The sequence below is a fragment of the Peterkaempfera podocarpi genome (assembly GCF_042466665.1).
Taxonomy (GTDB): domain Bacteria; phylum Actinomycetota; class Actinomycetes; order Streptomycetales; family Streptomycetaceae; genus Peterkaempfera; species Peterkaempfera podocarpi.
Genome location: NZ_CP162102.1, coordinates 4,505,722 through 4,527,712, shown reverse-complemented (window position 1 = coordinate 4,527,712; position 21,991 = coordinate 4,505,722). Strand labels below are relative to the sequence as shown.

The window sequence follows — 21,991 nt, the reverse complement described above, 5'->3', positions numbered from 1 at the left end:
TCAGGGGGACGGGGAAAAGCATGGCAGACGAGCAGTTCGGCGTTCAGTTGCAGGAACTCGCCAAGCTCCAGCAGGACTGGCACTCCGCGAGCGAGCAGCTCGCCGAAGTCTCCGCGCAGTTGGGCGGTATCAGGGCCACCATCGCCGCCGCCGCGGGGATCGACCTCGCGGCGGCCGCCCTCGGCGGCGGAGTGGCGGGTCTGGCCACCGCCTACGAGGTCCTCAAGGACGTCAAGGCGATCGAGAGCCAGGCGGGCACGCTCGCCGGGATCCAGCAGAAGCTCACCGCGGAGCTGGCTGCGGACGCCGGCAAGCTCAAGGCGGTGGCGGACGAGTACGCGGCTGCCGACCGCAGGATCCACGAGGAGATGAAGAAGCACGAGAAGGAGCAGACCAAGCCCAAGAGCCCCAAGCAGACCGGCGGCGGCAGCGGCAAGGGCAGCGGCGGCAGCAACACCACCGGGTCCGACTCCTACCAGAGCCACGGCGACGGCAAGTGGAAGACGGTCGGCTCCTGGGACGCCTGGAAGCCGGGCACCCATCACACCACCACAGGTGCGGGCGTCCAGACCGCCCCGGACACCTCCGGGCTCTCCGAGGTCCGCCGCGGCATCCTGGACCGCGCGCTGGAGCGGATCAACCACCGCATCGGCTACAGCCAGTCGGCCACCACCAACGGCTACCGGGACGACTGCTCGGGCTTTGTCTCCGCCGCCTGGGGTCTGAAGCCGCCGGGGCTGAACACCGACGGGCTGGAGGGCAAGAGCATCTCCCACCCCATCACCAAGGACGAGCTGCAGCCGGGCGACGCGCTGATCGCGGGCGACCACACGGTCCTCTTCGGCGGCTGGGCCGACGCCGCGCACACCAAGTACATCGCCCTGGAGGACAACGGGTCGCAGGGCACCGTCTCGCATGTCATCCCGTACCCCTACTACTCCGGTGACGCCGCCCATGAGCGGGCGATCGGCCAGCCGTACGTCCCCTACCGCCGCAACGACCTCTGAGGGACGCCCCGCCCGTCCGGCCTGCCCACGACACCAACCAAGGGATCACTTCACCATGCCCTCCCGCAGCCTGCTGGCCACGGCGGTCCTCGCCGCGGCCCTGGCCACGCTCACCTCCTGCAAGAGCGGCGGCACGGCCGCCGGCGGCCCGGCGGCATCCACGCCGCCGGCGGCGTCGGCCTCGGCGGCCGCCTCCACCCCGGCTGCCGAGCCGTCCGGGACGCCCGCGTCGGACACGCTCCCTCCCGACCCGGCGACATCGCCGGCCGCGGTCCCGGAGGCGCCGTCGGCAACACCCTCGGACGCAGGGGATCTGCCGCTGGACCCGGAGCCGTCCTTCGACTGCACCGAGCCCCGGCTGCCCGCCGGGCACCGGGTGGTGCAGGTGACCGGCGCTCCGGCGGGCGGGGTGCTGCCGCTCCGGATCGCGGCGTTCAGCTGCGACCCCGACGGCGGCGGGTACGCGGGCACCGGCAAGGTCGTCCGCTATGCGCTGGCGCCCGGCGCCACCGCGGACCTGGCCGCCGTCTCCACCCCGCGGCCGGTCTCGATCGCCGAGCTGTCCCGGCACATCACGGCCTGTCTGGCGCATGCCGAGGTGACACCGCCGCTCTCCTGCTCGGGGGACCTCTACGACGCCACGCTGACCGCCGGGAAGATCTCGCACCTCCGGGAGATCTGGCGCCCCTGAGCGGCACCGGACGCGGTCGGGCGCGGGACGGCGGCCCGACCGCGTTCGGGTGACCGTCGACCGAACCCCTGTCGGCACGGTGCGCCCGCGGCCACACTGGGCTGGTGCAGGTGGAGATGGCGGGGGAACCGCAGCACCCGGACCGGATCAGCGAGGACTTCGCGGCTGCGACGTCCGAGGCGCTGGTCCTGGTCGACGGATCGAGCACGCCGGCCGGCCTGGAGTCCGGCTGCCGGCACGGCACGGCCTGGTACGCACGGCGGCTGGGAGTGCATCTGCTGGCCAGGCTGACCGACCGGGCGGACCGCACGGCGGCCCAGTGCCTGGCGGACGCCATCGCCGAGACCGCGGCCCTGCACGGCGCCCGCTGCGACCTGTCGCACCCCAACACCCCTGCGGCGATGGTGGTTGCCGCGCGTCAGCACGGCGCGGAACTGGAGTACGCGGTGCTCGGTGACTCCCTGCTGGTGCTCCACCCGTACGACGGGGAACCGGTGGTGATCGGCGACAACCAGCCGTTCACGGCGGGCGAGGAGCTGCGGCGCCGGGTGTGGGCCACCGCCCCGGGCTCACCGGAGCGGGCGGCGCTGCACATGCAGTACGTCCTGGCGGTGCGGGCGGTCCGCAACACCGGGCGGGGTCCCTGGGTGGCGGCCGCGCTGCCGCGGGCGGCGGAGCACGCCGAGAGCGGTGCGGTGCCGCTGGCCGGGCTGCGCGGGGTGGCGGCGCTCTCGGACGGCGCCGGCCGCTATGTGGAGCGGTACCGGCTGGGCGGTTGGCCGGAGGCGCTGGAGCTGATGGCCGACTCGGGCCCGGGTGAGCTGCTGGCGCGGGTGCGTGCGGTGGAGGCGTCCGACCCCCGCTGTGTGCGCTGGCCGCGCGGCAAGGCGCAGGACGACGCGACGGCGGTGTACGCGCGCCTCGGGTGAGGGCGCGTACACCGCCGTCGCGGTCGGGTCAGGAGTGCTCTGCCGGGATCTGTCCCAGCCGGCCGGCACGGAAGTCCTCGAAGGCCTGCTCCAGCTCCCGGTGGCTGTTCATCACGAACGGGCCGTACCAGGCGACGGGCTCGCGGATCGGGCGGCCGCCCAGGATGATCACGTCCAGGTTGGGGGAGCGGGACTCCTGCCGCTCGGCGGCCTGCACGGTGATGCTGTCGCCGTCGCCGAAGAGCACCGCCTGGCCCAGGCCGAACGGGCGGTTCTCCTCGCCGACGGTGCCGTCGCCGTTCAGCGCGTACACCAGGGCATTGAAGTCGCTGCGCCAGGGCAGGGTGATCCGGGCGCCGGGGCTGATCGTGGCGTGCACCATGGTGATGGGGGTGTGGGTGATGCCGGGGCCCTGGTGGCCGTCCAGCTCACCGGCGATCAGCCGCAGCACCGCGCCGCCGTCGGGGCTGGTCAGCAGCTTGACCTTCTCCCCCGAGATGTCCTGGTAGCGGGGGGCCGTCATCTTGTCGGAGCCCGGCAGGTTGACCCAGAGCTGGAGTCCGTGGAAGAGGCCTCCGGAGACCACCAGGTCCTCGGGCGGGGTCTCGATGTGCAGCAGCCCGGAGCCGGCGGTCATCCACTGGGTGTCGCCGCCGCCGAGGAAGCCGCCGCCGCCGGTGGAGTCCTTGTGCACGAACTTGCCGTCGATCAGATAGGTGACGGTCTCGAAGCCGCGGTGGGGGTGCCAGGGGGTGCCCTTGGGCTCGCCCGGCGCGTACTCCACCTCGCCCATCTGGTCCATCATGATGAACGGGTCCAGGTGGCGGGTGTGGATGCCCGCGAAGGCGCGCCGCACCGGGAAGCCCTCGCCCTCGTAGCCCTGCGGCGCGGTGGCGACCTGGCGGACCCTGCGGGCCCGGGTGGCAGTGGGGTCCGGGGTGTCGACCTTGGGCAGAACCAGCGGGTTCTCGACGGTCACGGCGGGCATGGCGGCCTCCTGGGGTGTCTTCGGCCAATGTAGTTCAACAGTCAACTACAAAGCAAGTTGAAGGTTGGACTATTCCGCTCGGGGAGAGGACGGACGGGTCAGCCGTACATCCGGCGCATGGTGAAGTCGACCATCTGCTCCACCGCCTTGGCGTCAAACACCATCCGGTGCTCGCCCTCCATGTCCAGGGCGAACCCATAGCCGGTCGGCAGCAGGTCGAGCACCTCGGCCCCGGTGACCGTGAAGTACTTGGAGTCCTTGCCGGCATAGCGGCGCAGCTCCTTGAGCGAGCTGAACATCGGGATCACCGGCGTCGGGGTGTTGTGCAGCGCCAGGAAGCCGGGGCGCTCGCCGCGCGGGCAGTAGACCTTGGAGGTGATGAAGATCGCCTGGAAGTCCTCCACCGTGAGCCCGCCACTGGTGAAGGCGCGCACCGCATCGGCCAGCGAGGGCGGTGAGGGCTCCGGATAACGCGGCTGCTGCGGCTGCTGCTCGCCGTATCCGGCGGCATGCGGGGCACCCCCCGGGTGCGCGCCCGCGGCCGGGCCGGGCATGCCGCCCACCCCGGGCTGCGGCCCCGCCTGCTGGTAGGGGCCTCCCGGGTAGCCTGCCCCGGCTCCGGATGCGGTCTGGTCATAGCCGTACACAGGTCCAGGCTATCGGCCCGGCGGGAGCCGGTGGGGCGCCTGTTCGGCAAAGCAGCGGCGCCGGAGCGCCGCCGGAGGCACAGTGGGACGTGACGACCCTCATGCCCGCAAGGGTTGATTATGTTACCGCCGGGTAGCATCATGGGAGCTACTGACGGGTAGGGGGGCGCCTCCGCACGGGCGCACTGAAGACCCCCGGCACCGACCTACGCGATGACCGGAGAAGGCCATGGGTCACTACAAGTCCAACCTCCGCGACGTGGAGTTCAACCTCTTCGAGGTACTCGGCCGCGACCAGGTGTACGGCAGCGCGCCGTTCGCCGAGATGGACGTCGAGACCGCCAAGAACATCCTGGACGAGATCGCCCGCCTGGCGGAGAACGACCTGGCAGCCTCCTTCGCCGACGCGGACCGCAACCCGCCGGTCTTCGACGAGACCAGCACCGCCCCCATACCGGACACGTTCAAGAAGAGCTACCAGACCTTCATGGACGCCGAGTGGTGGCGCCTGGGCCTGCCCGAGGAGCTGGGCGGCACCCCCACCCCGCGCTCGCTGCTCTGGGCCTACGCCGAGCTGGTGCTGGGCTCCAACCCCGCCATCTGGATGTACTCCTCCGGCCCGGCCTTCGGCCAGGTCGTCTTCGAGGAGGGCACCGCGGAGCAGAAGCAGGTCGCCCAGCTGATGGTCGACCGCCAGTGGGGCGCCACCATGGTCCTCACCGAGCCGGACGCCGGCTCCGACGTGGGCGCCGGCCGCACCAAGGCGGTCAAGCAGGACGACGGCTCCTGGCACATCGAGGGCGTCAAGCGCTTCATCACCTCGGGCGAGCACGACATGTCCGAGAACATCATCCACCTGGTGCTGGCCCGGCCCGAGGGCGGCAAGCCCGGCACCAAGGGCCTCGGCCTCTATATCGTGCCCAAGTTCGACTTCGACTGGGAGACCGGCGAGCTCGGCGAGCGCAACGGTGTCTACGCCACCAACGTCGAGCACAAGATGGGCCTCAAGGCCTCCAACACCTGCGAGATGACCTTCGGCGCCAAGCACCCGGCGCGCGGCTGGCTGCTCGGCGAGTCCGTCGACGGCATCCGCCAGATGTTCAAGATCATCGAGTTCGCCCGGATGATGGTCGGCACCAAGGCCATCGCCACCCTCTCCACCGGCTACCTCAACGCCCTGGAGTACGCCAAGGAGCGGGTGCAGGGTCCGGACCTGGCCAACTTCCTGGACAAGGCCGCCCCCCGGGTCACCATCACCCACCACCCGGACGTCCGCCGCTCGCTGATGACCCAGAAGGCGTACGCCGAGGGCATGCGCGCGCTGGTGCTCTTCACCGCCTCCGTCCAGGACGACATCGAGTCCGCCAAGCTGCGCGGTGAGACCGCCGAGGCCGCCGAGCGGCTCAACGACCTGCTGCTGCCCATCGTCAAGGGCTACGGCTCCGAGAAGTCCTACGAGCAGCTCGCCCAGTCGCTGCAGACCTTCGGCGGCTCCGGCTACCTGCAGGAGTACCCGCTCGAGCAGTACATCCGCGACGCCAAGATCGACACCCTCTACGAGGGCACCACCGCCATCCAGGGCCAGGACTTCTTCTTCCGGAAGATCGTCAAGGACGGCGGCCAGGCCCTCACCGCGCTCTCCGAGCAGATCCAGAAGTTCCTCGCCGGCGGCGAGGGCGGCGAGGAACTGTCCGTCGAGCGCGAGGCGCTGGCCAAGGCCTCCGGCGACCTGGAGGCCATCGTCGGCAAGATGCTCGCCGACCTCTCCTCGGTCGAGCAGGACGTCAAGAACATGTACAAGGTCGGCCTCAACACCACCCGGCTGTTGCTGGCCTGCGGTGACGTGGTCATCGGCTGGCTGCTGCTGCGCCAGGCCGCCGTCGCGCTGGCCAAGCTGCCCAACGCCACCGGCAAGGACGTCGCCTTCTACCAGGGCAAGATCGCCGCGGCCCGCTTCTACGCCCGCAACATCCTGCCCACCGTCGCCCCGCAGCGCCTGATCGCCGAGGGCATCGACAACGCGATCATGGAGCTGCCCGAGGACGCTTTCTGATCCGACTGACGCACCCTCACACCGAGGGGGTCCCAGGGCATGCGCCCCGGGGCCCCCTCGGTGCGCTCCCCCCGAGTGCACCTCGATGAGCCCGGCCCCGGGTGGCGGCGCCTATGCTCGGGCGGTGGGCAACGGCAGCACCGTGCCGTACGCCCTGCCGTCGACCCTCATCCACAGGAGCACCATGCCGACCGCCGCCCCCACGGCCTACTTCGACCGTGCCCACACCGACGACCTGATCAGCTACCTCGCCGCCAGCCCCTCCCCGTACCACGCGGTGGCCTCCGCCACCGAGCGGCTGGAGAAGGCGGGCTTCCGGCAGGTGGCCGAGACCGAGGCGTGGGACGGGCGGGCCGGGGGCCGGTTCGTGGTGCGCGGCGGTGCGCTGATCGCCTGGTACGTCCCCGAGGGCGCGGGCCCCGAGACCCCCTTCCGCATCGTCGGCGCCCACACCGACTCCCCCACCCTGCGCGTCAAGCCCAGGCCTGACACCGGCTCCGAGGGGTGGCGGCAGATCGCCGTCGAGATCTACGGCGGGGTGCCGCTCAACACCTGGCTCGACCGCGACCTGGGCATCTCCGGACGGCTGGCGCTGCGCGGCGGGTCGACCGTGCTGGTCCACCTGGACGAGCCGCTGCTGCGGGTGCCGCAGCTCGCCATCCACCTCGACCGCCAGGTCAACGACGGCCTCAAGCTGGACCGCCAGCGGCATCTCACCCCGATCTGGGGCATCGGCCCGGTCGAGGAGGGCGCGCTGCTCGACCATGTGGCCGGCCACGCCGGGGTCGCCGCCTCCGACATCATCGGCTGGGACCTGATGGTCCACGATGTCCAGCCGCCGTCCTATCTGGGCCGCGACCGCGAACTGCTGGCCTCGGCCCGGTTGGACAACCTGCTGTCGGTGCACGCCGGCACCGCCGCGCTGAGCGCCGTGGCCGCGGCCGGCGGGGGGTCCCGCATCCCGGTGCTGGCCGCGTTCGACCACGAGGAGACCGGCAGCGAGTCCGACACCGGCGCCCAGGGGCCGCTGCTGGGCAACGTGCTGGAGCGCTCGGTGCTCAGCCGCGGCGGCTCACCGGAGGACCGCGCCCGCGCACTGGCCGGCACCATCTGCCTCTCCGCCGACATGGGCCACGCCGTGCACCCCAACTACAGCGAGCGCCATGAGCCGGGCCACCACCCGGTGCCCAACGGCGGCCCGATCCTCAAGACCAATGTCAACCAGCGCTATGCGACCGACGCGATCGGCCGTGCGGTCTTCACCGACGCCTGCGAGCGCGCCGGGGTGCCCTGGCAGAACTTCGTCTCCAACAACGCCATGCCCTGCGGCACCACCATCGGCCCCATCACCGCCGCCCGACTGGGCATCACCACCGTGGACTGCGGGGTCGCCGCGCTCTCCATGCACTCCTCGCGCGAACTGTGCGGCGCCGACGACCCGTTCCTGCTGGCCTCGGCGCTGAAGGGCTTCCTGGAGGGCTGACGGACCGTCCGAACCAGGGCGGGGAGCGGCCAATGGCCGCTCCCCGCCCCTGCCGTATGCGGAATGGTGCAGCCGTGACCGGGTAGCCGCCCCTTGCAGGACCGCTGCCAGCAGGCAGCACCGGCCGCCGCCGGGCCGGCCCCCACCCGGTCGGCCCGACGGCGGCGGGCCACTCAATCCCCCTGGAGGGAAGCCACCATGGGTCTCGGCGGATGCGTGATCCTGATAGCTCTCGGCGCCATCCTCGCCTTTGCGACCGACTGGCATGTCAACGGCGTGAACCTGGACGTGGTCGGCGTGATCCTGATGGTCGTCGGACTGCTCGGCCTGGTGACCTTCAGCAGTGTGCTGCGGCGGCCCCGTCGCGGTATCGGCCCCGGTGCCGACGAGGTGGTGGAGGAGCGCCACCACTACTACGAGGACCCGCGGCTCTGACCGCCGCCGGATCAGCCGGCCGCACCCTCCTCGTCCATGCCGGCCAGCACCAGCGGCAGCCGTCCCGCCCCGCCGGGCACCAGCCGGACCGGGACGCCCCAGTCCTGCTGGTGGACATGGCAGGCCGGGTACTCCACCGCGGGGTCGTCGTCGCAGGACGCGGCCATCGCCGAGACATGCAGCACTCCCTCGGCGGGGCCGTCGGACGCCAGCACCACCTCCCGGGAGAGCGCACTGTCCGCACCCGCACCGGAGACCAGCAGCTCCGGCGGGGTGGCACTGACCAGCAGCCGGGTGGAGGGGCCGTAGCGCTCGTCCAGCTTCTGGCCGGCCGGGGCGGAGAAGACCACGTCGATCCGGAACGGCCCGGCTGCCACCTCGGTGGCCGGGCGCTGGGTGCGGTGCGCGGTGCCCTCGACCCTTACCGCCTCCTCGGGCAGCCGCAGCCGGGTCAGCCGGTGCCGGGCGGACTCCACCACCACGATGTCGCCGCCGCTCAGCACCGCGCCCGAGGGCTCACGCAGATCGGTGGCCAGGGTGGTGACCTCGCCCGCCGCGCCCTCCTCCGCTGCCGGGGCGAAGCGGCGCAGCGCATGGTTGTAGGTGTCGCTCACCGCGACCGACCCGTCCGGCAGCACGGTGACGCCCAGCGGGTGCTGCAGCAGCGCCTGCCCGGCCCCGCCGTCGCGGTGGCCGAAGTCGAAGAGCCCGGTGCCCACGGCGGTGTGCACCGTCAGGTCGGCGGCGTCCACCCAGCGCAGCGCCGAGGTCTCGGAGTCGGCCACCCAGAGGCGGCCGCCGTCGGCGGAGGCGGCCAGGCCGGACGGCTGGGCGAACCACGCCTCGGCCACCGGGCCGTCCACCAGGCCCTCGTTGGTGGTGCCGGCCGCGACGGCGACGGTGCCGGTCTGCGGGTCGTACGCCCACAGCTGGTGCACTCCGGCCATCGCGATCCACAGCCGGCCGGCGAACCAGGCGACGTCCCACGGGGAGGAGAGCGCGACCTCCAGGGCCGGGCCCTCGGTGGGGGCGCCCTGCCACCACTGCCTGCCGGTGCCGGCCAGGGTGGTCACCCGACCGTCGGAGAGCCGCACCCCGCGCAGGGCGTGGTTGACGGTGTCCGCGACCACCAGGTCGACCCCCAGTGCCGCGGCGGCCTCGGCCGGCAGCAGCGCCAGCCCCTGCGGCTCACTGAACCGGGCCTGGTCGGCGGGCCCGTCCAGCAGGCCGCGCTCCCCGTCGCCGATCCGGCGCACCACGGTCTCGCCGTCCTCGGCCAGCTCCACCAGCGAGTGGTGCCCGGAGTCGGCCACCAGGAAGCCGCCGCCCTCCAGCAGCACGGCCTTGCCCGGGAACTTCAGGTCGCCGGCCTGCGGCTCCGGCGGCACATAGGGGCCGTCGCCGCGCCGCAGGGTGCCCTTGGCGGCGTGCTCGGCCTCCAGCTCCTCGACCAGCTTCTCGATGGCGTGGGCATGGCCCTCGCCGGCGTGCTGGGCGACGACGTACCCCTCGGGGTCGATCACCACCAGGGTGGGCCAGGCCCGCACCGCGTACTGCTTCCAGGTGGCGAGCTCGGGGTCGTCCAGCACCGGGTGGTGCACCTCGTAGCGGGCGACCGCGTCCACCACGGCCCGGTGGTCGGCCTCATGGACGAACTTGGGGGAGTGCACGCCGACGATCACCACGGTGTCGCGGTGCTTCTCCTCCAGCTCGCGCAGCTCGTCGAGGACATGGAGGCAGTTGATGCAACAGAAGGTCCAGAAGTCGGCAATGACGATCTTGCCGCGGAGGTCTGCCAGGGAGATGTCCTTGCCGCCGGTGTTCAGCCAGCCGCCTGCGCCGACCAGCTCGGGGGCGCGTACACGTGCACGAGGAGCCATGGCAACATCCAACCCGATCCGGCCCTCTCTTCATTCCCCGGGCGGGTCGAACCGGTGGACGGGAGGAGGACGTCCAAGCTGGTGGCAGGTCCGGGACGTGGAGGAGAGTGCGGGATGAAGTACCTGGTGCGGGAGCGGATCTTCGGTATCGGAGACGACTTCTGGGTGGAGACCGACAACGGTGAGAAGGCCTTCCTGGTGGACGGCAAGGCGCTCCGGTTGCGGGAGACCTTCGAGCTGAAGGACGCGTCCGGCGAGGTGGTCGCGGTGATCAAGAAGAAGGTGCTGTCGCTGCGGGACGCGATGAAGGTCCAGGACGCCCGGGGCGAGACCGTGGCCACGGTGAAGAAGAAGCTCTTCACCCCGTTCCGCGACAGCTACCTGGCGGAGCTGGCGGACGGCAGCGAGTGGGAGATCCACGGGGACTTCCTCGACAAGGAGTACGACATCGAGGCGGACGGCGGCCGGCTGGCCCGGATCTCGCGCAAGTGGTTCCGGGTCCGGGACACCTATGCGGTGGACGTGGCCGACGGGGCCGACGCCGCACTGCTGCTGTCGGTCGCGGTCTGCGTGGACCGGCTCTCGACGGCGGAGCACGAGGAGGAGCGCGAGGAGCGGGAAGAGCGCGAGGACGACTGAGCCGCGGTGCCGCCCCGCACCCGGCGCGGGTGCGGGGCGGCGGACCGTCCCCGGTCAGTGGGCGCCGCGGGCGAGCGCCTTCACAAAGGCGGTGCCGTCGATGGTGCCGAGACCGCTGGCCAGGTCGTACCCCTTCCCCGCGGTGAATCCCTTCACCCCGCCGAAGGAGTTGTTGCCGGTGACCACGTCGACCAGGCCGCTGCGGCTCGGGCCCTGCCGGGCCAGTGCGTAGAGGTCGTCGTTGATCCGGCCGAGGCGGTGGTTGGCCTGCTGGACGGCGAGGGCCACGACCCCGGCGAAGAGCGGGGTGGCCTCACTGGTGCCGCCGGTGATCCCCCAGCCCTTGGTGGCGGAGGCGTAGGAGGAGTACACCCAGGCTCCGCCGTTGACCGAGGCGGTGAGGCTGATGTCGGGTGTGCCGCGGTGGCTGCCGACGGTCCCGGCGACGCTGCGCTGGAAGTCGGGCCGGTCGAAGATGCCGGAGATCCCGCCGCCGGAGGCGCCGTAGCCGTCGTTCCACACCGTGTCGATGCCGAGCCGCTTGCCGGAGTTGTCCAGGGTGAGCTGGGTGCCGCCGACTGAGGTGACCAGGGGGTCGGTGGACGGCCAGGAGTTCACCCGGTGCTTGAAGAGGGTGCTGCCGTCCAGCATGTAGTCGGTGGCGCCGGCGTCCCCGGAGGCGCCGAGCACGGTGACGTTCTTCTCCGCGGCGGCCTTGAAGGCATAGCGGAGTTTCATCAGGGCCGAGTGGTCGCCCTTGGCGAAGCCGGGGAAGGTGTTCTCGGTGGCGCCGAAGCTCTGGGATATGACGTCGCCGACGCCCTTCTTGATGAGGTCGTACTCGGCGTTCATCATCTCCGGGAGGCCGGTGAGGCCCTCGGTCTCCGCGACTGCGGTCTCCACCAGGACGATCTTGGCTCCGGGTGCGATGGCATGGGCGTACTGCACATCGAGGTTGGTCTCGCCCGCCCAGCCGACGTGGTCGGTGTTGCCGGGGTCGAACTTCGGCACCTTTCCCCATCTGATGATCCGCACCTTGGTGCTGGGCAGGCCGAAGGCCTTGGAGAAGACGTCCAGGTCGTGCTGGACGGTGGGGGAGCCGAAGGAGTCGACGATGACGATGGTCCGGCCCTTGCCCGTGATGCCGGCGCGGTACAGCGGGTCCAGGTTGTAGGCCTTGCGGTACTGCAGCGGCGAATAGCACCTGATGCGGTACGTCTTCAGGCAGTCGGAGGTCGAGGTCGGTTTGTCGGCCGCCTCGACCAGGCTGTGCCCTGACGAGGCGGGGCGGACAAAGGTGGTCCCGGCAGCGGCCGGGGCCCCGGTGCCGGCCCCGGCGGTGGCGCCTCCGATTCCGGCGGCACCCCCGATCCCGGTGGCGGCGAGGACGGCGGCGGTGGCCGCGGCGAGGGCGGTGAACGCCCCGGTGGCGCGGCGAGCAGGCTGGTGGCCCATGGTGCTCCTTTGGCAGGGACGCGATCCGCATCCTTGTCGGATGGTCTGAGGCGATCAGATCCGATGAGAGAGCGTTGACTCATAGTGTTGAGGGAGCTTTGTGCTCGCAACTCGAACATCAGCCCGTATGCGGAGTGCGCCCCAGGTCCGCGGGGGTCCGGGCAGCCCGATGACTCACCCGTCCGGGTGAGCGGCGGCGGGACCCGCGCGGCGCCGGGATGTCAGCGGCGCACCGGCGCCGGGATGCCCAGCAGGCGGTCGCGCAGCACCGGGAAGTCGGCGCGGGCCTTGGCGACGGTCGCGAGGTCGAACTCCACGGTGAGGATCTCCTCGTCGGTGCCCGCCTCGGCCAGCACCTCGCCCCAGGGGTCGACCACCAGGCTGCGGCCGGCCTGCGGCACCCCGCCGTGGGTGCCGGCGGTGTTGCAGGCCAGCACGAACGCCTGCTCCTCCACGGCCCGGGCGCGGGCCAGCAGGGTCCAGTGCGGCCCGCCGTTCGGGCCAGGCGGCCGGGATGGTGAGGATTTCCGCCCCGGCGTCCAGCAGTGCCCGGAACAGCTCGGGGAAGCGCAGGTCGTAACAGGTGGCCAGCCCCAGGGTGCCGTGCTCGGTGGGGGCGGTGACGATCTCCTGGCCGGCCCCCATGAGGACCGCCTCGCCGCTGTCGAAGCCAAAGCGGTGGATCTTGCGGTAGGTGTGGCAGAGCTCCCCGGAGGGCGCGAAGAGCAGCGAGGTGTTGTACATCGGCCCGTCGGGGTCGCGCTCCACGATGGAGCCCGCGTGCAGCCACACCCCGGCCGCGCGGGCGGCGGCGGACATGGCGTCCGCGGTGGGCCCGTCCAGCGGCTCCGCACCCGACGACCACTGCTCGTAGGAGAAACCGCCCAGCGGCCAGAGTTCGGGCAGCAGCACCAGATCGTCGCCGGTACGTGTACTCACCAGGGCCGAGACGCGGGCGCGCCGCTCCTCGGGGGATTCCGTGTCGGAGACGGAGAGCTGGATCAGGGAAGCGCGCACAGTACCACCGTCCACTCCAAGAGTCCTACGATCATCACTCGAAAGCACTGACCCGGTGACACCGGGAAGCGTAACGTGCCGATAGCGCATGTGCCCTGAGCGAAGCCGGCGCCGGGCCCACCACGCAGATGCACCGGAGCGATCAAGGGGTCGAAGAGACACGTGGCCGACAATCAGACCGTCCAGGCGTACATCGACGCATGGACCCACTCCATCGAGTCGATCTCCGAACTCGTGGCCCCGCTGCCCGAAGGGCAGTGGAACCACGCCACCGAATGCCCCGGCTGGTCCGTGCGGGACGTGGTCTCGCATGTCATCGCAATCGAGCTGGAGCTGCTCGGCGACCCCCGCCCGATCCACACCCTGCCCCGCGATCTGCGCCATGTGACCAGCGAGTTCACCCGGTACTGCGAGGTCCCCGTGGACAAGCGGCGCTGCCACACCGCGCCGGAGATGACCGGGGAACTGGAGTACACCGTCATCCGCCGCTCCCGTGCACTGCGCAACGCCAAGCAGCAGCCGGAGGACGAGGTGCGCTGGCCGGCCGGCCCGTTCTCCCGGCAGATGCCGTACCACGAGGTGCTGCGCCGGCGGGCGTTCGATGTGTGGGTGCACGAGCAGGACCTGCGGCGGGCGCTGGGACAGCCCGGCCACCTGGGCTCCCCCGGTGCACTGGTCGCCCGTGACCTGCTGATCCAGGCGCTGCCCAAGGTCGTCGCCAAGCTGGCGGGCGCACCGGCCGGCAGCACCGTGGTGGTCGATGTGCACGGCGCGGTGGAGTTCATCCGCACGGTACGGGTGGACGACAGCGGCCGGGGGTCGGTGGACGAGACGGTGCCGCTCGCCCCCGCGGTGCAGCTGACCACCGACTGGGAGACCTATGCCCGGCTGGCCTGCGGGCGGATCCGCCCGGAGACCGCCCCGGTCAAGGTCGAGGGGGACGAGCAGCTGGCCCGCCGGATCCTGGAGAACTTCTCGGTCACGCCCTGACGGCAGCCGCCCGTCAGCTGCGGCGGGCGGCCGGGATGTGCGCGGTCACCGGGGGGACCGCCGCCGCACGCTCGGCCTCCCGGCGCGCCGCCGCCGGCCGCAGCCGTGCGATCATCGCCAGCCCCAGCAGCATCGGCGCATAGAGCCAGCAGAACGCCCAGCGGTAGGACTCCGCGGTGTGGACGCCGCCGGGGCTCACCGCGTCCAGCAGCACACCGATGCCCAGCAGGGTGACCGCGGTGGCCACGAACCCGCCCACATTGACGATGCCGGAGGCCGTTCCCAGCCGCTCCGGCGGGTTGGCCGGGCGTGCGTAGTCAAAGCCCACCAGGGACGCCGACCCGTTGCTCCCCATCCAGACGATCATGGCGGCCAGCAGCCACATCGGGGGACGTCCGCCCGGCCAGGCGAGCACCGCGCCCCAGAGCAGTCCGGTACCCAGCACCACCGTGAGCACGATGGGCGTACGGACGCCGGGGCGGCGGGAGACCAGCTGCCCGAAGAGCAGCCCGCAGGCCATGGTGCTGACCACCAGCAGGGTCAGCAGTCCGGCGGCGCTGGAACGGGACAGCTGCTGCCCCTCCACCAGAAACGGCATGCCCCACAGCAGACCGAAGGCGTTGCCCGGGAACTGGGTGGTGAAGTGCACCCACATGCCCAGCCGGGTGCCGGGCTCCCGCCAGGCGGCCCGGATCTGCGGCAGCATCGGCACCCTGGCCCGCGGAGCACGCCCGGCGAGCGGATCGCCGGCGCCGCGCGCCCGGCCGCGCAGCCTGCGCAGCGGGCGGGCGTGCTCGGGGGTGTCCCGCAGCAGGGTCACCACCAGGGCCAGTGCGGCGATGCCCAGCAGTGCGGTGGCGGTGAAGGTCGCCGTCCAGCCGCGGCTGTGCAGCACCTGGGAGAGCACCGCGGTGGACACCAGGTTGCCGCTGAGCCCCACCAGGCCGGTGATCTGCGCGATCAGCGGATTGCGGCGGGCCGGGAACCAGCGGGCGGCCAGCCGGAGCACGCTGATGAAGGTCATCGCGTCGCCGCAGCCCAGCACCGCCCGGGAGACCAGCGCCGGGGCGAAGGAGGTGCTCTGGGCGAAGCCCAGCTGGCCGAGGGTCAGCAGCAGCACGCCGAAGGTGAGCACCCGGCGCGGCCCCAGCCGGTCCACCAGCAGCCCCACCGGTATCTGCATGGCCGCATAGACCAGCACCTGGAGGATGGAGAAGGAGGAGAGCGCCGACGCGCCGACCCCGAAACGCTGGGCGGCGTCCAGGCCCGCCACCCCGAGGCTGGTGCGGTGGACCACGGCCAGCGCATAGACGCAGGAGCCGATCCCCCAGGCCAGCCAGGCGGCGCCGCCGCCCGGCGGCTCCCCCGCGAGGGTCCGGGTGTGTCGGGACGGCTGCCGGAGGGGGTCGGGCTCCGGCGATGCGGCCGCCTCGGCCTGGCCGGGCATGCTCGCGGTCACGGTGGTCAGCTCCTTCTTCGGGGTACTGCGGGGATTCAGTCGGCCGGGGTGGCGCCCAGCAGGACGCCCAGCCGCCGGACGTGACGGCCCACCAGCTGCTCGGCCGTGCCGGTGTCGCCCTCGCGCAGCGCCTGGAGGATCGCGGCGTGATCGGAGAGGTTCAGCCGCACCCGCTCCGGCCGGACCTTCATCACCTCCACGCCCATCCGCAACTGGCGGTCGCGCAGCTGGTCGTAGAGGTGCTCGAGGATGCGGTTTCCGGCGGCGGCGACGATGGCGTGGTGGAAGGCCCGGTCCACGGCCGACGCCTGCTGGAGGTCGCCCGCCTCCACCAGCGACTGCTGTTCCGCCAGCAGCTCCGCCAGGCGCTCCAGCAGCTCCGGCGAGGCGGGCAGCACCTTGCGGATCGCATACAGCTCCACCAGCTGCCGGGTCTCCACCACATCGGCGATCTCCTGTGCCGACACCGGCAGCACCAGGGCGCCCTTCTTGGGGTAGAGCTTCAGCAGTCCCTCGGCCTCCAGCCGCAGCAGGGCCTCGCGCACGGGCGTGCGGGAGACGCCCACGGCGTCGGCGATCTCCCCCTCCACCAGCAGGGTGCCACCGGCGAAGGTGCGGTCCAGCACGGACTGCTTGACATAGCCGTAGACGCGGTCGGCCGCGGGCTGCTTGGGATGCATGATGCATCCATCATAGATGCAACACTCCCGGCGCTACACCGCGAGGGTGGGCCGCAGCCGTAGCGGCGGGCCGTCACGGCGCCTCGGGGGTGCGGGGCTCTTCGGCCGCGCACCCCGGGAGGTCAGCCCCGCAGGGTCCACCGCACGGTGCGGGTCATCCAGCGGGCGCGGAACCGCTCGTCGCGCACCCGGCCCGTGGTGTCCCGGACGGTCGCGGTGACGGTCACCGCACGTCCGTGGCGCAGCCGCAGCTCGGCCGGGTCCAGCCAGGTGCCGTCGCCGGACCGGGGGCGCACCGGATGTCCGTCCACCCGCCAGACCACCTGCATCCGCCCGCCGCCGGCCAGCGGGATCGGCCGCACCCACAGCCTGGGGTGGCCGGACAGCGGACCGGCGGCGGGACCCACCGCGTCCAGCGGATCGATCAGCCGGTAGATGGCCTTGATGACGGCCTCCTGCGAGGGCGGGTTGTAGGCGCCGCCGAGGGTCCGCATCACCGAGTCCAGGGTGGGCCGGTAGAGCCCGTTGGTACTGCGGTACGCACCCACCACACCGCCGCCCGGTGCCGGCGCGCCCAGCCAGCGCCACCACTTGGTGTGGTTGTGCAGCATGGCCTGTGCGTCGTCGGTGGAGAGGTTGGGGTAGTCCGCGTCGGAGGGCGCGCTGTCGTACTCGTCTCCCAGCTCCCCCAGGGTGTGGCCCATCTCGTGCTGGATGATCCGTCCGGCGTCCGGGCTGCCGCCGGCCAGGGTGGTCACCCCGGCGCCGCCGGCTCCTCCGTAGCGGGCCGAGTTGGCGATCGCGATCACATAGTGCGGGCCGCGCACCGGCCCGGCCAGGCGTACGGCGGCCTGCTCGTCCACACAGAGCAGACGGGCGGTGCCGTCGCACCAGAAGTGCATCCCCAGCGGGGTGGGTACCAGCCGCAGCCGTGAACGCTGCTCGCTGATGCCCGGCACCCGGGAGGCGATCTCGACCCGCCTTATGTTGAAGAAGTGCTGGTAGGTGCGGAACGGCTCGATCTGCATCAGCGCCCGCCAGGTCCGGTCGGCCTCCGCCCGGAAGAGCCCGAGCTGCTGCACCGTGAAGCCGTCGCCCAGCAGCACCAGCGTGATCCGGTTACGGGGGTCCCCGCTCCGCCTTATGTCCACGGCCGGGATGGACCCCGACCGGGGATCGAGGCCGCTGCCCCCGCCCGGCGGCGGCACCAGGCCTCCGAGGTCCGCCTCCGCCGACATCGACCAGCGCGCACCGGAGGGCCGCAGCGGGCCCGAGGCCGTGCAGAGCAGCGGCAGCGCCAGCGCCAGCGCCGCGGACAGGACCAGTGCCGCACCGGCGCGGCGGGGACGTGCTGCGTTGCCGGACATGGGCGGGTCCTCGCTGCCGGGTGCTGGAGCTGCGAAGACGTACCCGGGCAGGCGGCCCGGGCGTCGGCCTGTACCGCAAGGTCACCGGAAGGGACCAGCCCCCGCGGACCCCGCCCGTACCCGGACACAAAAGGGCCCCCGCCGCACCCGGAGGAGCGGCGGGGGCCCGGACGAAACCGGCTGGTGCGGTCAGCCCCAGGTGATGAGGCGCTTGGGGCGCTCCAGTACGGCGGCGGTGTCGGCGAGGACTCTGGAGCCGAGCTCGCCGTCCACCAGACGGTGGTCGAAGGAGAGCGCCAGGGTGGTGATCTGGCGCGGGACGACCTTGCCCTTGTGGACCCAGGGCAGCTCCCTGACCTGGCCGAAGGCCAGGATGGCGGCCTCGCCCGGGTTGAGGATCGGGGTACCGGTGTCCACGCCGAAGACACCGACGTTGGTGATGGTCACCGTGCCGCCCTGCATGTCCGCGGGTGCGGTGCGGCCCTCGCGGGCCGTCTCCACCAGCGACTGCAGTGCGACCGCCAGCTCCGGGAGGGTCTTGGCGCCGGCGTCCTTGATGTTGGGCACGATCAGACCACGCGGAGTGGCTGCCGCGATGCCCAGGTTCACCCGGCCCTTGTAGACGATCTCCTGGTTGGGCTCGTCCCAGGCCGCGTTGACCTCGGGGTGGCGGCGGATCGCGGTCAGCAGCGCCTTGGCGACCAACAGCAGCGGGGAGACCCGGACACCCTGGCCGAGTTCGCCGGACTCCTTCAGCTCGCGCACCAGCCGCATCGTCCGGGTCACATCGACCTGGACGAACTCGGTGACATGCGGGGCGGTGAAGGCCGAGGCCACCATCGCCTGCGCGGTCGCCCGGCGCACCCCCTTGACCGGCACCCGGCGGTCCTCGGCGGCCGCGGCTGCGGGCAGCAGCACCGCCGTCTCGGGGACGGACACGGTGACCGGCTCCACGGGCCCCGCGGGAACCGCGAGCGGCACCGTGACGGCGGCGTGGATGTCGTCCCGGGTGATGGTGCCGCCCGGGCCGGACGGGGTCACCGCCCGCAGATCCACGCCGAGGTCCTTGGCCAGCTTGCGCACCGGCGGCTTGGCCAGCGGCCGGGCCGCCTGCTCCACGGCGGGGGCCGGGGCGGACGCCACAGGGGCGGCCGGCGCGGGCGCCGGGGCGGACACGGGTGCGGGCACGGGTGCGGGTGCGGACACGACCGGGGCCACCGGAGCGGCCGCGGCCTTGCGCGGACGGCGACGGGCGGCGGCGGTGCGCGGCCCGTAGCCGACCAGCACCTCCCGGCGCTCCGGCTCCGGCTCGGCCTCCGGCAGCGCCGGCACGGCCGACGGCTGCCCGTTGGCCACCGTGGCCTCCGCCGGCTGCGGCGCGGCCGCGACCGGCGCGCCGCCGAGGGCGACCGCGATGATCGGGGTGCCCACGTCGACGGTGGTGCCCTCGGCGAAGAAGATCCGATCCACCACGCCGTCGTAGGGGATCGGCAGCTCCACGGCTGCCTTGGCCGTCTCGACCTCGCAGACGACCTGGCCGTCGGTGACGGTGTCACCGGGCTGTACGTACCACTTGAGGATCTCGGCCTCGGTCAGGCCCTCGCCCACGTCCGGCATCCGGAACTCGCGGACCTGCTGCACATCGGTGGTGGTCATCATCCCCCCTCAGAAGGCCATGGCCCGGTCGACGGCGTCCAGCACCCGGTCCAGGTCCGGCAGGAAGGTGTCCTCCACCCGCGACGGCGGGTACGGCGCGTGGTAGCCGCCGACCCGCAGCACCGGGGCCTCCAGGGAGTAGAAGCAGCGCTCGGTGATCCGGGCGGCGAGCTCGGCGCCCATGCCCAGGAAGACCGGGGCCTCGTGCACCACCACCGCGCGGCCGGTGCGCTGCACCGAGGCGGCCAGGGTGTCGAAGTCGACCGGCGAGAGCGAGCGCAGGTCCACGACCTCCAGGCTGCGGCCGTCCTCCTCGGCGGCTGCGGCGGCGTCCAGGCAGACCCGCACCATCGGCCCGTAGGCGATCAGCGTCGCATCCCGGCCCTCGCGCACCACCCGCGCCTCGTGCAGCCGCGAGGGCGCACCGGCGGCGTTGGGGTCCAGCTCCGCCTTGTCCCAGTAGCGGCGCTTGGGCTCCAGGAAGATCACCGGGTCGTCGCAGGCGATGGACTGGCGCAGCATCCAGTGGGCGTCCACCGGGTTGGAGGGGGTGACCACCTTCAGGCCCGCGGTGTGGGCGAAGTACGCCTCGTGCGACTCGCTGTGGTGCTCGACCGCGCCGATGCCGCCCGCGTAGGGGATGCGCACGGTCACGGGCAGCTTGATGTGGCCGAGCGCCCGGGCGTGCATCTTGGCCAGCTGGGTGACGATCTGGTCGAACGCCGGGTAGACGAAGCCGTCGAACTGGATCTCCACCACCGGGCGGTAGCCGCGCAGCGCAAGGCCGATCGCGGTGCCCACGATGCCGGACTCGGCCAGCGGGGTGTCGATCACCCGGTCCTCGCCGAAGTCCTTCTGCAGCCCGTCGGTGACCCGGAAGACACCGCCGAGGCGGCCCACGTCCTCACCCATGACCAGCGTCTTGGGGGAGGCCTCCAGCTCCTTGCGAAGCGCCTCGTTCAGCGCCTTGACCATCGTGAAACTGCTCATGTCAGCGGTCCTCCCCGCCCTCGAAGGAGGCCGCGTACGCCTCGTACTGCGCCCGCTCCTCGTCGACCAGTGCATGGCCGTCGGCATAGACATGCTCGAAGATCGCTGCGGGGGACGGGTCCGGCATGGTGCGGACGCCCTCGCGGACCCGCCGGGCCAGCTGCTCGCTCTCGGTCTCCACCGCGTCCAGGAACTCCTGGTCGGCCCAGCCCTGCCGGGTCAGGTGCGCCTTGAGGCGCTCGATGGGGTCCTTGAGCTTCCAGGCCTCCAGCTCCTCGGTGAGCCGGTAGCGGGTGGGGTCGTCGGAGGTGGTGTGGGCACCCATGCGGTAGGTGAAGGCCTCCACCAGTACCGGGCCGTTGCCGCTGCGGGCGTGGTCCAGTGCCCAGCGGGTGACCGCCAGGCAGGCCAGGACGTCGTTGCCGTCCACCCGGATGCCGGGGAAGCCGAAACCGGAGGCACGCCGGTAGATCGGCACCCGGCTCTGCTTCTCGGTGGGCTCGGAGATCGCCCACTGGTTGTTCTGGCAGAAGAAGACCACCGGGGCGTTGTAGACCGAGGCGAAGGTGAAGGCCTCGTTGACGTCGCCCTGGCTGGAGGCACCGTCGCCGAAGTAGGCGATCACCGCGTCGTCGGCACCGTCCTTGGTGATGCCCATGGCATAGCCGGTCGCGTGCAGCGTCTGCGAGCCGATGACGATGGTGTAGAGGTGGAAGTTCTTCTCGTTGGGGTCCCAGCCGCCGTGGTTCACGCCGCGGAACATGCCCAGCAGGTTGAGCGGGTTCACACCCTTGACCCAGGCCACACCGTGCTCGCGGTAGGTGGGGAAGGCGTAGTCGCCCGGTCGCATGGCGCGACCGGAGCCGACCTGCGCGGCCTCCTGGCCGAGCAGTGACGCCCACAGGCCCAGCTCGCCCTGGCGCTGCAGGGCGGTGGCCTCGGCGTCGAAGCGGCGGACGAGGACGAGGTCGCGGTAGAGCGCGCGCAGCTCGTCCGGGGTGGTCTCCAGGGAGAAGTCCGGATGCTCGATCCGCTCACCCTGGGGGGTCAGCAGCTGGACGAGCTCGGGCTCCGGCGGCGACACGATGCTGCCGGAGCGGGAGGGCCCCCGCTTCCTGCGGGTGCCGGAGGCCTTCTTGGGCACTCCCGCCGTGCTGTCGACGGTCACGTTCACTCCTCGGTCTGTCCGGCCCCCGGGGTCGCCGGCAACCGGTCCGACATCCTCCCGTTCGGCCGCCTCCTTCGGCGGTCCTCCTCGCGGTTTCCGCGCGGGGTGTGCGCGGGGTGTGCGAAGCGGGGGGCGGTCTTTCTGTGCTCCCGGGGACGACCCGCAGAGAACGTTACCCAGCAGAAGCATGAAGTGCGCTTGAGCTTGGACGTCCTAGTTGTTCCGTCGGCGGTGGAGCCTCGGGCTCTGATGTCAGGGTTCCCGTCGGTGCACCTGCGCACGCTATCCGGAGCCACCCGCTCGGCGTAAGGGCCTCCGAGGAGGAACTTCGGTTCAAAACCGGGCGGCGCGGGCCTCCCGGCAGGGGAGCCGGAAAGTAGTACGCACTCGGACGAAGTGGACATGCCATGGATCACCGGCCTCCTTTACCGCTCGGTACCCCCTGCCCGGCAACAAC

18 protein-coding genes and 1 pseudogene are annotated in these 21,991 nt (G+C 72.1%); 8 read left to right on the top strand and 11 right to left on the bottom strand.

Annotation, left to right across the window (positions count from 1 at the left end; translation table 11 throughout):
* The first annotated feature begins 20 nt into the window (after positions 1-20).
* The 3 genes from AB0761_RS19850 (at position 21) to AB0761_RS19840 (ending at position 2,627) form a co-directional block, all read left to right on the top strand.
* On the top strand, positions 21-1,007 hold the full coding sequence (locus AB0761_RS19850) for a hypothetical protein (RefSeq protein ID WP_377270417.1): 987 nt from the start codon (positions 21-23) through the stop codon (positions 1,005-1,007).
* Positions 1,008-1,062: 55 nt separating this feature from the next.
* Positions 1,063-1,698 carry a hypothetical protein gene (locus tag AB0761_RS19845; protein WP_377270416.1) on the top strand — a complete coding sequence of 212 codons (636 nt, stop codon included), beginning with the start codon at positions 1,063-1,065 and terminating at the stop codon, positions 1,696-1,698.
* A gap of 104 nt (positions 1,699-1,802) precedes the next feature.
* On the top strand, positions 1,803-2,627 hold the full coding sequence (locus AB0761_RS19840; protein WP_377270415.1) for an integrase: 825 nt from the start codon (positions 1,803-1,805) through the stop codon (positions 2,625-2,627).
* A 28-nt stretch (positions 2,628-2,655) separates the two neighbouring features.
* Here the strand turns inward: AB0761_RS19840 and AB0761_RS19835 are convergent, their stop codons facing one another.
* Both AB0761_RS19835 and AB0761_RS19830 read right to left on the bottom strand, forming a co-directional pair.
* Positions 2,656-3,615 (bottom strand): pirin family protein, encoded by a 960-nt coding sequence (locus AB0761_RS19835; protein ID WP_377270414.1) that lies wholly within the window; start codon positions 3,613-3,615, stop codon positions 2,656-2,658.
* 98 nt (positions 3,616-3,713) lie between these two features.
* Complete coding sequence (locus tag AB0761_RS19830; RefSeq protein WP_377270413.1) at positions 3,714-4,262, bottom strand: SseB family protein; 549 nt, start codon at positions 4,260-4,262, stop codon at positions 3,714-3,716.
* A 229-nt stretch (positions 4,263-4,491) separates the two neighbouring features.
* Here AB0761_RS19830 and AB0761_RS19825 point away from each other — a divergent pair, with 229 nt between their 5' ends.
* From AB0761_RS19825 to AB0761_RS19815, 3 genes are all read left to right on the top strand, one after another.
* Positions 4,492-6,315 (top strand): acyl-CoA dehydrogenase, encoded by a 1,824-nt coding sequence (locus AB0761_RS19825; protein WP_377270412.1) that lies wholly within the window; start codon positions 4,492-4,494, stop codon positions 6,313-6,315.
* 184 nt (positions 6,316-6,499) lie between these two features.
* Entirely contained in the window at positions 6,500-7,798 is a 1,299-nt protein-coding gene (locus tag AB0761_RS19820) for a M18 family aminopeptidase (RefSeq protein WP_377274223.1), read from the top strand.
* 198 nt (positions 7,799-7,996) lie between these two features.
* Positions 7,997-8,233, top strand: a complete 237-nt coding sequence (locus AB0761_RS19815) for a DUF6458 family protein (protein WP_377270411.1) — start codon at positions 7,997-7,999, stop codon at positions 8,231-8,233.
* Between the two features lie 11 nt (positions 8,234-8,244).
* Here the strand turns inward: AB0761_RS19815 and AB0761_RS19810 are convergent, their stop codons facing one another.
* Positions 8,245-10,113 (bottom strand): NHL domain-containing thioredoxin family protein, encoded by a 1,869-nt coding sequence (locus AB0761_RS19810; RefSeq protein ID WP_377270410.1) that lies wholly within the window; start codon positions 10,111-10,113, stop codon positions 8,245-8,247.
* Between the two features lie 114 nt (positions 10,114-10,227).
* Between AB0761_RS19810 and AB0761_RS19805 the strand changes: the two genes are divergently transcribed.
* Complete coding sequence (locus AB0761_RS19805; RefSeq protein WP_377270409.1) at positions 10,228-10,752, top strand: LURP-one-related/scramblase family protein; 525 nt, start codon at positions 10,228-10,230, stop codon at positions 10,750-10,752.
* A gap of 54 nt (positions 10,753-10,806) precedes the next feature.
* Here the strand turns inward: AB0761_RS19805 and AB0761_RS19800 are convergent, their stop codons facing one another.
* Together AB0761_RS19800 and AB0761_RS19795 are read right to left on the bottom strand one after the other, a co-directional pair.
* Positions 10,807-12,207 carry a S8 family serine peptidase gene (locus tag AB0761_RS19800; protein WP_377270408.1) on the bottom strand — a complete coding sequence of 467 codons (1,401 nt, stop codon included), beginning with the start codon at positions 12,205-12,207 and terminating at the stop codon, positions 10,807-10,809.
* Between the two features lie 221 nt (positions 12,208-12,428).
* Positions 12,429-13,314 (bottom strand): annotated as a pseudogene (locus AB0761_RS19795) (carbon-nitrogen family hydrolase).
* A gap of 72 nt (positions 13,315-13,386) precedes the next feature.
* Here AB0761_RS19795 and AB0761_RS19790 point away from each other — a divergent pair.
* Positions 13,387-14,214 (top strand): maleylpyruvate isomerase family mycothiol-dependent enzyme, encoded by an 828-nt coding sequence (locus tag AB0761_RS19790; RefSeq protein ID WP_377270406.1) that lies wholly within the window; start codon positions 13,387-13,389, stop codon positions 14,212-14,214.
* Between the two features lie 13 nt (positions 14,215-14,227).
* On the opposite strand, the gene AB0761_RS19785 is transcribed toward AB0761_RS19790, so the two are convergent.
* The 6 genes from AB0761_RS19785 to pdhA form a co-directional block, all read right to left on the bottom strand.
* On the bottom strand, positions 14,228-15,673 hold the full coding sequence (locus AB0761_RS19785) for a nitrate/nitrite transporter (protein ID WP_377270405.1): 1,446 nt from the start codon (positions 15,671-15,673) through the stop codon (positions 14,228-14,230).
* 35 nt (positions 15,674-15,708) lie between these two features.
* Positions 15,709-16,353 (bottom strand): GntR family transcriptional regulator, encoded by a 645-nt coding sequence (locus AB0761_RS19780; protein WP_377270404.1) that lies wholly within the window; start codon positions 16,351-16,353, stop codon positions 15,709-15,711.
* Positions 16,354-16,475: 122 nt separating this feature from the next.
* A complete protein-coding gene (locus tag AB0761_RS19775; RefSeq protein WP_377270403.1) occupies positions 16,476-17,720 on the bottom strand; it encodes a M64 family metallopeptidase in 1,245 nt (414 codons plus the stop codon).
* Positions 17,721-17,909: 189 nt separating this feature from the next.
* A complete protein-coding gene (locus tag AB0761_RS19770) occupies positions 17,910-19,376 on the bottom strand; it encodes a dihydrolipoamide acetyltransferase family protein (RefSeq protein WP_377274221.1) in 1,467 nt (488 codons plus the stop codon).
* Positions 19,377-19,385: 9 nt separating this feature from the next.
* Positions 19,386-20,366 carry an alpha-ketoacid dehydrogenase subunit beta gene (locus AB0761_RS19765; RefSeq protein ID WP_055586412.1) on the bottom strand — a complete coding sequence of 327 codons (981 nt, stop codon included), beginning with the start codon at positions 20,364-20,366 and terminating at the stop codon, positions 19,386-19,388.
* A gap of 1 nt (position 20,367) precedes the next feature.
* Positions 20,368-21,723: a pyruvate dehydrogenase (acetyl-transferring) E1 component subunit alpha gene (gene pdhA, locus AB0761_RS19760; protein ID WP_377270401.1), complete on the bottom strand. Its 1,356-nt coding sequence runs from the start codon at positions 21,721-21,723 to the stop codon at positions 20,368-20,370.
* Between the last annotated feature and the right edge of the window lie 268 nt (positions 21,724-21,991).

Excerpts from the sequence above, each read along its gene's own strand:
- AB0761_RS19850 (WP_377270417.1), top strand. The coding sequence starts at position 21 with ATGGCAGACGAGCAGTTCGGCGTTCAGTTGCAGGAACTCGCCAAGCTC.
- AB0761_RS19845 (WP_377270416.1), top strand. The coding sequence starts at position 1,063 with ATGCCCTCCCGCAGCCTGCTGGCCACGGCGGTCCTCGCCGCGGCCCTG.
- AB0761_RS19835 (WP_377270414.1), bottom strand. The coding sequence starts at position 3,615 with ATGCCCGCCGTGACCGTCGAGAACCCGCTGGTTCTGCCCAAGGTCGAC.
- AB0761_RS19825 (WP_377270412.1), top strand. The coding sequence starts at position 4,492 with ATGGGTCACTACAAGTCCAACCTCCGCGACGTGGAGTTCAACCTCTTC.
- AB0761_RS19820 (WP_377274223.1), top strand. The coding sequence starts at position 6,500 with ATGCCGACCGCCGCCCCCACGGCCTACTTCGACCGTGCCCACACCGAC.
- AB0761_RS19815 (WP_377270411.1), top strand. The coding sequence starts at position 7,997 with ATGGGTCTCGGCGGATGCGTGATCCTGATAGCTCTCGGCGCCATCCTC.
- AB0761_RS19810 (WP_377270410.1), bottom strand. The coding sequence starts at position 10,113 with ATGGCTCCTCGTGCACGTGTACGCGCCCCCGAGCTGGTCGGCGCAGGC.
- AB0761_RS19805 (WP_377270409.1), top strand. The coding sequence starts at position 10,228 with ATGAAGTACCTGGTGCGGGAGCGGATCTTCGGTATCGGAGACGACTTC.
- AB0761_RS19800 (WP_377270408.1), bottom strand. The coding sequence starts at position 12,207 with ATGGGCCACCAGCCTGCTCGCCGCGCCACCGGGGCGTTCACCGCCCTC.
- AB0761_RS19780 (WP_377270404.1), bottom strand. The coding sequence starts at position 16,353 with ATGCATCCCAAGCAGCCCGCGGCCGACCGCGTCTACGGCTATGTCAAG.
- AB0761_RS19775 (WP_377270403.1), bottom strand. The coding sequence starts at position 17,720 with ATGTCCGGCAACGCAGCACGTCCCCGCCGCGCCGGTGCGGCACTGGTC.
- AB0761_RS19770 (WP_377274221.1), bottom strand. The coding sequence starts at position 19,376 with ATGACCACCACCGATGTGCAGCAGGTCCGCGAGTTCCGGATGCCGGAC.
- AB0761_RS19765 (WP_055586412.1), bottom strand. The coding sequence starts at position 20,366 with ATGAGCAGTTTCACGATGGTCAAGGCGCTGAACGAGGCGCTTCGCAAG.
- pdhA (WP_377270401.1), bottom strand. The coding sequence starts at position 21,723 with ATGCTTCTGCTGGGTAACGTTCTCTGCGGGTCGTCCCCGGGAGCACAG.